General features: G+C 63.3%; 11 protein-coding genes. 5 read left to right on the top strand and 6 right to left on the bottom strand.

What is annotated here, in order from left to right:
- The 3 genes from AB0F51_RS31540 to AB0F51_RS31530 all read left to right on the top strand — a co-directional run.
- Positions 1–846: tyrosine-type recombinase/integrase (locus AB0F51_RS31540; protein ID WP_360285711.1), on the top strand; the 846-nt coding region annotated here is incomplete at its 5' end.
- Positions 847–1,068: 222 nt separating this feature from the next.
- A complete protein-coding gene (locus AB0F51_RS31535; RefSeq protein WP_360285710.1) occupies positions 1,069–2,406 on the top strand; it encodes a hypothetical protein in 1,338 nt (445 codons plus the stop codon).
- Positions 2,407–2,441: 35 nt separating this feature from the next.
- Entirely contained in the window at positions 2,442–3,215 is a 774-nt protein-coding gene (locus tag AB0F51_RS31530) for a hypothetical protein (RefSeq protein WP_360285709.1), read from the top strand.
- 166 nt (positions 3,216–3,381) lie between these two features.
- On the opposite strand, the gene AB0F51_RS31525 is transcribed toward AB0F51_RS31530, so the two are convergent.
- Complete coding sequence (locus AB0F51_RS31525) at positions 3,382–4,020, bottom strand: SMI1/KNR4 family protein (RefSeq protein ID WP_360285707.1); 639 nt, start codon at positions 4,018–4,020, stop codon at positions 3,382–3,384.
- Positions 4,021–4,978: 958 nt separating this feature from the next.
- Between AB0F51_RS31525 and AB0F51_RS31520 the strand changes: the two genes are divergently transcribed.
- On the top strand, positions 4,979–5,848 hold the full coding sequence (locus AB0F51_RS31520; protein ID WP_360285706.1) for a hypothetical protein: 870 nt from the start codon (positions 4,979–4,981) through the stop codon (positions 5,846–5,848).
- A 174-nt stretch (positions 5,849–6,022) separates the two neighbouring features.
- Here AB0F51_RS31520 and AB0F51_RS31515 read toward each other — a convergent pair whose 3' ends face one another.
- The 3 genes from AB0F51_RS31515 to AB0F51_RS31505 all read right to left on the bottom strand — a co-directional run bounded on the left by AB0F51_RS31515 (position 6,023) and on the right by AB0F51_RS31505 (position 7,264).
- Positions 6,023–6,337 (bottom strand): hypothetical protein, encoded by a 315-nt coding sequence (locus AB0F51_RS31515; protein ID WP_360285704.1) that lies wholly within the window; start codon positions 6,335–6,337, stop codon positions 6,023–6,025.
- A gap of 9 nt (positions 6,338–6,346) precedes the next feature.
- Entirely contained in the window at positions 6,347–6,652 is a 306-nt protein-coding gene (locus tag AB0F51_RS31510; RefSeq protein WP_360285703.1) for a hypothetical protein, read from the bottom strand.
- 369 nt (positions 6,653–7,021) lie between these two features.
- Positions 7,022–7,264 carry a hypothetical protein gene (locus tag AB0F51_RS31505; RefSeq protein WP_360285701.1) on the bottom strand — a complete coding sequence of 81 codons (243 nt, stop codon included), beginning with the start codon at positions 7,262–7,264 and terminating at the stop codon, positions 7,022–7,024.
- Positions 7,265–7,322: 58 nt separating this feature from the next.
- Here AB0F51_RS31505 and AB0F51_RS31500 point away from each other — a divergent pair, with 58 nt between their 5' ends.
- The gene (locus AB0F51_RS31500) at positions 7,323–8,066 is read left to right on the top strand and encodes a phage Gp37/Gp68 family protein (protein ID WP_360285700.1); all 744 of its coding nucleotides are present in this window, start codon (positions 7,323–7,325) and stop codon (positions 8,064–8,066) included.
- Here the strand turns inward: AB0F51_RS31500 and AB0F51_RS31495 are convergent.
- Both AB0F51_RS31495 and AB0F51_RS31490 read right to left on the bottom strand, forming a co-directional pair.
- Complete coding sequence (locus AB0F51_RS31495; RefSeq protein ID WP_360285699.1) at positions 8,063–9,190, bottom strand: three-Cys-motif partner protein TcmP; 1,128 nt, start codon at positions 9,188–9,190, stop codon at positions 8,063–8,065. The genes AB0F51_RS31500 and AB0F51_RS31495 overlap by 4 nt on opposite strands.
- 134 nt (positions 9,191–9,324) lie before the next feature.
- On the bottom strand, positions 9,325–11,025 hold the full coding sequence (locus AB0F51_RS31490) for a tyrosine-type recombinase/integrase (protein WP_360285697.1): 1,701 nt from the start codon (positions 11,023–11,025) through the stop codon (positions 9,325–9,327).
- Positions 11,026–11,112: the final 87 nt, after the last annotated feature.

The following is an 11,112-nucleotide window of genomic DNA, read 5'->3' as shown; positions in this document are numbered from 1 at the left end:
AAGACCGACGAGGAACGGGTCCTGCTGGTCAGCCCAGAACTCGCCAGCGTCCTGGCCAGCATCATCACCCGGCTGCGCACACGCAACGGAGGCGCGATCCCCTTGGTCGGTCGCTACGACACCCACGAGCGCGCTAGCGGCCCGCCCCTGCCGCACCTGTTCCAGCGCAAGAACGGGTGGCGCCCGCAAGTCATCAGCCAGGCGTCGGTTCAGAAGTTCCTCAACGACACCCTGCGACGTGCCGGCCTGCAGGACCACGCGGGAGACGAGTTGCGGTTCACTCCTCACGACTTTCGGCGCATGTTCGCCACCGAAGCAGTTACCGGTGGCCTGCCCGTCCACATCGCCGCACGACTACTCGGACACCGCAACTTGGCCACGACACAGGCCTACCTGGCCGTCTTCGACGACGAACTGGTCCGCACCTACCGGACCTTCCTCGACCGTCGCCGCGCCTCGAGGCCGCCGGCCGAATACCGCGAACCCACCGAGCAGGAATGGCAGTCGTTCCAGCAACACTTCGAACTTCGCAAGGTCGAGCTGGGCAGCTGCAGCCGCCCCTACGGCACTCCATGCCACCACGAACACGCCTGCATCCGATGCCCCATGCTCCGAGTCGATCCGCAGCAAAAACCCCGACTCATGGAAATCATCCACAACCTGTCCGAACGGATCGCCGAAGCCAAAGTGAACGGCTGGCTCGGTGAGGTCGAAGGGCTCCAAGTCAGCCTGCGCGCCGCGCAAGCCAAACTCACCACCCTCAACACCCAGCGGAACACCCTTCGCGGGACCATCGCCAACCTGGGCCTTCCGATCCTGCGCGACAGCCCAGAACCGCCGGACTGACCAACCTGCCACTCAGCCCAATACCGGCAACATGGATGTGCCCCCTGTTGTGGACACCGTCCATGCGAGCGTACGCCGGGTCCCGAAGAGGCGGGTTACTCGCGACGACCGGGTCTGGACATCCGTCTGGTTGTGAGATGTTCACAAGACTGTCAGTAACAGGGTGGCTTCTTACCGCGATAGACCGGCAGACAAGCCCGCCCTCTGTCAGGAGACGTACCGGTGAAATTTCGTAGGATCATCGCCGCCACCCTGGTGCTTACCAGCGGTTCAGTCGGCACCGCCCTCGCTGGCAACACTGGCCCACCCAGCAGCACCGTGTCTCAATCTGCACCGCCGACCTCCGCAATCGCGGCGCCAAAACCGGTGCCACCTTTCAAGCCGCTACCCCGTGGAGCCACCGGAGCGGAGATCCAGAAAGCGCTGCATACATATGCGTCCAGCACCGGACAGACCTATACCGTCAACGGCGCGGACTTCCGTCCGGGATCGCGCCCCAAGTCGAAGCCTGCCATGGCGCCGGCCGCGGTGCCGGACAGGTTCACGTACTTGACGCCGGAGCAGTGCAGAACGAAGCCCGAAGGCAGGATGGATTTCGCGTCCAACTACGTCGGGAAGATCCAAAACCACTGGCAGTGGTGTGGCTGGATTGACATGCAGGCTTACACAACCACGCCCCACCTGCTCACCGGCGTACCAGTCAAGAACGCGTCGATCGATTTCAGGCTGACCATCATTGGGTGGGGCTCGAGCACCGACAGCAGCATCAAGTTCAACCTGTACGTCGACAACATCAGGAACCCAATAAAGATGACGCCACAAAACACAAGCCTAACGTTCCGGCCGTGGTGTGACGGCATGTCCGGCGGTTCCTGCAGCCTCCCCAACGCGCAAACCGGAACGATCGCTGCACTCAGCACTGGAGCGGTTTCGATGACCACAACGGTCAACTTGCCGACAGCGTCAGCCACCAACCCCGATCGCATCACGACGTTTCTCGCCGGGATCAACGTGGAGGACACGAGCACGCTCGCACCAGGCCAGATCGCCACCATCGGTTCCATCAAGCCGCTGATCCGATGCGATGGCGCAACAGCACCAAATCGCGGAGGCTTCACCACGAATGCCTGCATCTACCCGGGCGTCTCGGCGGCGTACAGCCTCAGCAAGAGCGACCCTGTTATCGGCGAAGTTGCGCAGCACATCTACTGGGCCCAGACCGATCCAAACTCCACAACACCACTCCCCGCGGCGGGCGATCAGAAGTCGATACCGCACGAGGTACAGCGAGAAGTGGATCCTGTGAAGCGGGACGCCAACGGCGATGTCGCCACACACACCTGTGACACGCAACTGCAACAGCCCCGTCCACCGGGGAAATCCTGCGATGAGTACCCATTTCGGTCCACAAAACAAGGCGCTGCCACGGGATTGAACGATTATTCGGTAGCCCTGATCACCGACACGCACAATTCGCTAGAAGGCAGCCAAAGGGGCCAGTGGTATACGGACGACCGCTACCTCGATGGTGACTATTTCCGAGTCGTAGTGACGCCCTGACCGCATCTAACTCTCGTCAAAGGAGACGCGTCACTATGCGCGCACCAATTTCACGCCCGTTTTCGAAACTCGCGATACCCCTTACTGCTGCCGTTGTCACCGGCGCGGGCGTCCTCGGCCTGCAGGGCGACGCCGTTCACGCCACACGGCAAGAAGCCGCAGCAGCCTCGTGCACACTCAACGTGCCGGCAACGATATCCATCAGTACTCCTGCCATAACACCGGCAGTCACAGTGGGCGCCGACTGCGCTGCCGCAGGAGTCGTCTTTGCTCAGTGGGATGCGAGGCGAGAAGACGGCACGGTGGCCCACCAGTATCTCTCCCGATGGAACAAGCCCGACGTTCAGTGGAACGTCTTTGACGACACGGCCCTCGGTTTGCGCACCTGGCTACCCGCGGGTGCGACTACCGGGCCAGACCCAGCGCTCGCCAAGGCAGGTCAGACCGAGGCCACGGTGCCACAAAACACACCGAAAACCGACATCCGCCTCAAGGCGACCGGCCAGCTCGTTTCATGGAGTTTTGTCGAGGGCTGCAAGACCACGTTCAACGTGTTCGCCACTCGCTACGCAGCAAGGTGGGATGGCTACGTCAAGTATCCCGGAGCCACCGCCGGGCTCCAGGCCAGGCCGCCGGACCACAGCTCAATCATCTATGCCGACTACGCCACCACCGACTCCGAAGGTAAGGCCAGCATGACCATCAACAACTCTGGCCCCGACCTCGAGTGGCGTGTCTGGATAAGCGACGCCTACGGGCTGACCTGGGCTGCGAGCAGCGCCTGGAAACCCGTCAACGACCCCTGTTGACCTGACCGCGTGACTTTGCTCCCCGGTGGCTGTTCCGCCCCGGAGCAAAGCCGCGCGGATAGCGGGGAGGCTGGTGAGTCGCTTGAGTTCTTGCTGGGTGATGGCGGCCCGCATCGTTGGCCCGCAGATCCCGACTCGACTCCTGGCAAGCTCGGAGCGACTGCACCTAAGGACCTACGACTGGACGCCACCGGAGTCGACCGTCATCAACGTACGGCTCCCACGGCGCAGCACGCGACCACTCAGTCGACTGCCTTCGCGCGTAGTCCACCATCGCCGGCTGGCCGAGCGTCAAGGCGTCGGCGACATCGGCGAGCATCCCGGCCGTACTAGCCCACTGCGGATAGCTGAAGCCTCCGCCCTCGGCATCGAACTGACCCACAGACCCAAAGAGATCCCCGTCTCGAAGATCCACAAAGAGCTCGACGTCGTTACCAGAATCGGAGATTGGCAGAAAAGCATCAAGCCAAGCCGTCGAGGCTGTGCCCGCCGGATCGCCCTCACCTTCGCGTGGCCGCGCAGAGTGGACCGCTCGCACCCGATCACGGCGCCTCATCATTTCCTCTACCGGTAGGGGAATGTGGAAGACCGGCAATATATAGCCAAACGCACCACGCTGCGTGAAGCCGTTGCAGACGTTCAGCCACGCCACCAGATCGCCGGGCAGCCGCCGCGCCATCCCGGCGCGCAAGCTCGAGATCTGACCCCACGGCGCCCGCGGCTGAAGGTTCTCAGCTGCGGCTGGCACATGCAGCCGCAGCCACTCGACGATCTGTTCCCAGGAATCAGCGACCGGACGATCCACCCGGCTATTTCACCACATACAAGGGCGACAACGACCCACCTTTCTGGTCGACCGCGGCCGCCCCGAGACGCCACACGAATTGCACTGCCGCCACCACCGCGACCCGGAGCCTATTTTCTGCGGACTCATGACGGACTGCTGGTAGAGGTGGCCTCATCCCTGAAGCACCGATTGCATGATGCACGAATCGCCCAGCGGCAATCTTCGACACCCGCGCAGTCGACCGAGCCAGGACACCACCGACCCCGACAACTCACCGAAGTGTCACCACCAAGATCCCCCGGAAAGTGTCACCGATGTCCTGATGTAGATCCGTCACCGATGTCCTGCGACATAACGTCCAAGCATGCATCGACGGAAGCTCGACTTCGAACACATGTTCTAGTATGTGTTGAGAGTTGCACGCGAGGACCTGACGTGGTGATCGGAGGTGGCGCGTGGGGTACAGCAACCCGCCGATTCCCTGGTCAGAGCTAGAGCAGAGGCTGTCTGGTGGAGCTTCAAACCGCGAACGACTCTTCAACGAAGCTAAGTTCAGTAAAGATGGTGGCGATTCGCCAGCGTGGAGCCAGCATCGCGGCCCCTACGTCGTGCCGGCCGAGGGCGAGTCGTCGATCGATCGGGCGGCCCGGCTCCGCGCGGCCGCTGTTCCTTATGCGGAGTTGCACGTCCATTCGACGTTCTCGTTCCTGGATGGCGCGTCGCAGCCGGAGCGGCTGGTGGAGACCGCTGCCGATCGGGTTTCGTCACGTCCGCCCCGCTCGCCATCGTGTGATCCGCCAGCTGATTCGCGGCACATGTCTGCCAACTGATCGCGACAGACTAGAAGCCTGACGAGATCCCGGGGACGCCGGGTGCTGGCGGGCCCCGCGGCGGCGCGTCCGGGGTCGCCGATACCGTTGTGGCCGCGGCCCACCACAGAGGTCGCGGGTGCCATGCTGAAGGTGAGGTGACCGGTATGCCACCTGGCCCGCGGTCGTACGGCTCAGGTGTCGAGAAGGCGCTGTACCGGCTCGCGCGCGGCACGTGCTATTTCCCAGACTGCCCGCGTCGGATCATCGAGGCAGTCGAGGGTGAGCCAGTGGTCGCTGTCGACATCGCACACATCCGGGGTGCGAAGCCCGGATCGGCCAGGTACGACCCGTCGATGACCGACGAGGAACGGGCGGCGTTCCCGAACCTGATCCTGTTGTGCAGTCCCCACCACAAGCTCGTCGATCGGATTCGGCCCGAAGACTTCCCGCCGGGGATGCTCGAGGAGTGGAAGCGGGCCAACGAACCGGCGGACGGGATCGAGGCGCTCGCCTCTAGCGGCCTGACCGACGAGATTCTGGACGAGGTCATTGAGCAGGTCGTGGCGAGGGTTGGCCTTAGACGTGAGGTCGAGGTCGATTTGACTACCGGGCTCCTCATGAGCCCGGTAGAGCTGGTGTCGCTGGGGAACATGGATGTGCTGCGGTCGGTCCTGGAGTTGAACCCGAACATGGTCGTGCAGCCCCGGCTCCTGCTGGTGAACATCCGGAACACCGGTACTGTTCCGGCCAGCGTGGAAGGTGTCGAGCTGCTGGAAGTGATCGGCGACGAAGCTGACCACACGACGTTCGGCCTGATGGGCCGCAACGACTTTGGCGCCTCCAACCCGCAGCTGCCTTACCGGCTCCTGGACGGCGACGCGGTCCGGTGGCTGACCAAGATCGAGACGATCGAGGCGCAGGTGAAGATGGCAGAGTCGAACGGACTGACCGTCACCGGTGTCCGGGCACGAGTCCGGCTGGGAACGGGGGAAACGGTCGAGTCTGCGTTTATGCCGTGGGTTGACTTGTCGTAGCGCCGGTCCGGCTCGGTCCATCAGTGAACCGAGCCGGTGTTTTCGCACTGTCGCAGATCACATTGCGACGAGTGTCGCGCATGTACGTTGGAGGGCACCCGGCTCTCCGTTGCTCTTGCCGGATTGACCTCTTATGGATCAAGGGCGCGCCTTCGGCGCGGGAGGTTAGCCCTCCTAGAACGGGTAGTACTCGCCGTCCCATGTGGGAAGCTGGTCCGGATCGAAGTAGATGCTCCTGATGCGGACCACCCACTCATGATCGCTGATCGGCTCCTCCATCATCAGAACATGTAAGCCATCGCGCGGCTGGCAATCCCACAGCTCGTTGATTGGGTCGAAACTCATGTACCAACGGCCACTGCGCCACGTTTCTGACGCGATGCGCTCAACCAGTTCGATGAAGAACTGGTTATCACCGTCCACCGCGTCGGGTGACTCGCTGAGCCAGTTCATGATGCGGTCTAGCGACCCCGCGCTAAGGCGCGCCATGCTTGTGTCCTACCGTCGAAGCGCCGCGAGTGCGTCCTCAGGATCGACCGGACCCGTGAAATCGTGCTCAGACTTTATTTCGTGCAGGTGCTTCTGGTAGCGCTCATCGTCGCCTTGACGGGCGACCACGAACACGCTCCGAACAGCAGCCAGCAGCGCCTCGACGTCTTTAGTGCGGCGGAAGTACAGACCTGATCGCAGCAGGTGGCGGACGACCCTAAGGAGCGCCTCGCGAGGCAGCCTCTCGATGACTGCCATCGCGTGATCGAGCATTGCGCGCTCAGAGCTGGACAGGTCTCGATCGGTGACGTTCATGTGTGGGTCCCCTCTTCCCATCGTCATGTCTACTTTCACGGTACTTCCCGCCTCAGACATTTCTGGGCATCCTTCCATGCCTGGCGGACCCAGTGAACCCCCTGCGAGCTTCGGGGGCAGCCGATAACCCGCTGCTAACACGAGCGCATACGGCGGTAGACGTCTGTGGCCTGGGCCGAACGAACCCACGCGGGCGGCGGTCGATCAGGTGACGCGATGGACGCCGGTCGCTGCACTCGTAATGAGAAGGTCATCGGTTCGATTCCGATAGGCGGCTCCACCAGAACCCTCAGGTCAGAGGCTTGTTCCTCAGCCCGGGGTTTCTTCATTCCGGCCTTCGTGGCGGGTCTTGGCGTGAGTGGGCTCAGGTCAGCCAGGAGGCGTAGAAGATGCCGAGGCCGGTGGCGACGAGATGTCGGCGACGATCCAGAAGCGGATCACTACGGTGACCTCGTCCCCAGCCGATGTGCTCGAAGCGATGGTGGATGGGCGTCCGGAAGATTCGCCGGCCGGTGCCGTGAGTCGCTTGGTCAGTTTGAAGCCGATCATCTGCGGGAGAACGGACAGAGACGCGTCGATCAGAGCAATGCCGGTTTCGGCCAGCCCTTCCAAGTAGAGTTGACATCAGGCATGATATCGAACACATGTTCGATCCTTGGTAGGGAGTGCAATGGCAGCCACCGGAATCGAATGGACCGAGACCACATGGAATCCGGTCACGGGATGTGATCGTGTCGCGGCCGGTTGTGATAACTGTTATGCGCTCGCTCTTGCCAAGCGACTCAAGGCGATGGGCGCCGAGAAGTACCAGAACGACGGCGACCCGCGAACCTCTGGCCCAGGTTTTGGTGTGACGGTGCATCGGAGCGCCCTCGCGCAACCTTACCGCTGGCGCGGTTCCAAGCTCGTTTTCGTCAACTCGATGAGCGACCTGTTCCATGCCCGAGTGCCTATCGGGTTCATTCGCGACATCATGGACGTCATCCGCGATACGCCGCAGCACACCTATCAGGTTCTTACCAAGAGAGCGCACCGGATGGAGCGCCTCGCCGACCGGATTGATTGGCCGGACAACCTCTGGGTGGGCGTATCGGTCGAGTCGGACGATGTGGTCGGCCGTGTCGACCACCTGCGCCGTATCCCTGCGCGAACCAAGTTTCTGTCCTGTGAGCCGCTGTTGACGGCGCTGCCAAACCTGGACCTGGCCGGGATCGACTGGGTCATCGCTGGGGGCGAGTCCGGTCCTCGCGCACGGCCGATGGACCCCGCGTGGGTTGAGGACATTCGCGACCAATGTCTGGCCGTGGCAGTACCGTTCTTCTTCAAGCAGTGGGGTGGCCGCACACCGAAGGCCCGCGGCCGGGAACTCGATGGCCGAATCTGGGATGAGATGCCAATGCAGGCCCAGGCCTAAGGCTTGCTTACGACCACGGTCACCCCGGCAGCGAATTGCTGCCTCGGCCCTTTCGGGCGAGTCACCTGGATTGCTCCTTCCTTCTCCAGGTCGCGCAGCACCTGTGTGAGGTGCGGCTTGCGGTACGGCGTGTGCAGGATGACCCACTCCTGAATCGAGGGGTTGACCATGACAGGCCCGGCACCGGCGTACTTGGCCAAGAGGGCGTCACGGAGTGGCCGGAGATCCGGCTCATCGGTGAACAGGACGTTTTCGCCCGCTAGGCGGTCCGAGAACGCGTAGTCGCCTGACGGTGCGGTCTTCCACATGGCGTCTTTCATCTTCTCGACGCCGAGCGGCTCCCGCGTGCCGTGAAGCAGGTAGTAGCCAACGTTGCCGGTGTGATTTCTCATGGCGAACCAGCGGACGTACGGGAAGCCTGCGACCTCGACGAGCTGACTGATGTAGACGTCGCGGAGGTGCTGCACTCGGTCGCTGCCGTCGAAAGCGGCTAGTACCTCGTCCACGTCCAGGCCGAACAACTCGTTCATGTTGTCGCCCTGGTGTGGGTGGGTAATGAATCGGTTGACGAAGCCCACCATGAAGTTGATGAAGACCTCGCAGCTGGGGTGGTTGAGCAGTTCGGCGACCAGGCTCATCGGCAGACCGGTCCAGCCGAACGGGTCGATGAACGCGAACGTCGGCGCGAGTCGCTTCTTTTGTTCTTCCAGGGCCGCGCATAGTTCCCGGGCGTGATCCTCGAAGGTGCCCTTCCGCACGTGCACCTTAACGTTGGCGGGCCAAGCCTGACTGTGCGCGGCCGACCAGTCAGCCTTGAAGGCGTCGATGGCCTCAGTCAGGCTCTTCGCATTGTCAGCGTCGTGCTCGATAAAGAGGAACACGAACTCGCGGTGGGCCATCCTTGGCCAGGCTGAGTGGCCAAGCAGCCGGCTCAGCGCGATGATCGGTGAACCGGGCGAGCCGTCGTTGTAGACCCCGCGGCCGGCGAACCCGTCCAGTACCAGTACGCGCCCGTGCCCCGTCGCCAGGATGGGGAACCATGCGTCGAGGTAGTTCGCGAAGATAGCGTGCTTCGCCTCTGTATGTTCGGGGTAGTCCCACATCTCCGCGTCGGAGTCTTTCATTCAACAGCCCCCCGGGCCGCTCGTGGTTGCACTATGGCGTCCCCCGCGCCTCTGGGTGATCGAGCATACGCGGCGGTGCTGTTCGGGCCACTGCCGTGCGTCGGCGCGGCGAGATTTGGGACGGCGGGACTGAGCTATTTGGTCGCGACAAAGGTCGTCATGGGAGATGTCGATCCCGCGAGGTGCACGACGAGTTCGTAGTCGGCGATCTCGGTCACGTCGCCCCCACTTCGACGGATCGCGCCCACGAGGAGGGCGCGGAGGTCAGCGTTGTCCGAAGGGTCCGCTTCAGCCCGGAAGCTGGCAATGGGAGTGCCGAGATGGCGGACCTCGAGGTCGAGGGGCTTGGCCGCAGGCGCAGTTGCAGCAGGCGCCTCGGCGGCTGTGGGGATGATGGGAGCCGCAGCCGCGTACTTGACGATGGTCCGGCGGCCCGAGTTGAGCTCGACGAGGCCCCAGTCGGCGAGGAGCTTGACGGCGCGTTGGGCTGTGCCGGCGGATGCGTTGTGGTCTGCGCCGATCTGCTTGACCGGAGGCAAGGGCAGGCCGGGTTGGAACGTGCCGTCGAGGATTTGGTCGCGGAGGGCGATGGCCAGGTGCTCGTAGGGGCTCTTCGGATCGTGGTTGGGGAATTCGATCGCTGGAGCGGCCATCGTCGGCCGGGCGGGCATTCGAGTTGCGAGGGTGCCGGCGGCTCGCTGGTCTGCTTCCGAGGACCAAGCGGTGTAAGCGCGGAGCGTTGTGGTTCCGCCGCCGCCGTGGCCGAGGCGGCCGGCGACCGTGCGAATGTCCACGCCTCCGGCGATCAGCTCTGTGGCTGAGTAGTGGCGAAGTTTGTGGATGGTGGTCTTGATCTCCAGACGTTCGGCCAGCTTGCGATAGCGCTGCCCGACGGAGTCCGGGATCAGATGTTTTGAGCCGTCTGGGGCGAGCGAGAAGACGTAGGCGTCGTCGCGCAGTTCAAGTCCCAGAGCAGCTGCGCGGGTCTGGAATCGGGTCAAGTGCTCGCGGAGGATCTCGACAGTCTCGGGGTCAAGCGTGATCCGCCGGTCCTGGTGGGCTTTGGTGTCCTTCTCCCACTTCTTCGCGCCTCGCTGGCCGATGGCCTTCTCCAGGTGAAGAACACCGTTATCGAGGTCGAGGTGGGACCATCGGATGGCGCAGAGTTCCCCGCGTCGGTGGCCTGTGACCATCGTGAGCCAGACGAGCGCACCCCAGTCGGGATCCTTGAATGCCTCGTTGATGATGCGTGCAGCTTGCGCGGCCGACGGTGGGCGCGGATTGCCTTTCGGTGCCGCAGGCGGTACTGCGTCGGCAATCGGGTTGACCGTGACCCATTTCCATCGGCCCGCCGCCCGGAGGGCACCCTGAAGGATGAAGTGGATTTGCCGGATCGTGGAAGCGGACAGCGGGCGGCACTCATGCGGTCCGCACCGGTGGTCGCATTCGTGCTCACGGGTCGTCCGGTGGTCCATCTGGCCCTTGGTCTTCTTGCAGTGGTCGCGGCATCGTCGGAGTTCGGCGTACAGGGAATCCATCACGCCGGCGTCGAGTGCGCCGACCTTCGTCTCGCCGAGGAGTGGGCGGATGTGCTTCTTGGCGTAGCCGACATAGATGTCGCGGGTATTGAACTCAAGCTCGGCTTCGGCGAGGTACTTGTCGAGCAACTGGTTGACCGTTGCCTTGGTGCGCGGGTTGCGCTTCTCGTACACCTGATTCAGGAAGTTGACCTTCACTTGCTCTGCGAGCTTCTCGGCGTTAGGGCCGGGCGGAATCGTCTCGGTCAAGACATTGGGGCGTTTCGTCACAGGGTCTATGCCCGCGTAGACGCGCACCCGGATGGCGCCGCTGGGCAGCGTGTCGAGACTCCCGGGCTGCCGCTTCTTCTGGCCCTTGGACCGCGTCATGAGGGCAGTTTAGGC

The sequence above is a fragment of the Kribbella sp. NPDC023855 genome, assembly GCF_040639475.1.
GTDB lineage: Bacteria > Actinomycetota > Actinomycetes > Propionibacteriales > Kribbellaceae > Kribbella.
The sequence above is the reverse complement of the archived record's forward strand: the minus strand, read 5'-3'. Positions and strand labels throughout refer to the sequence as shown.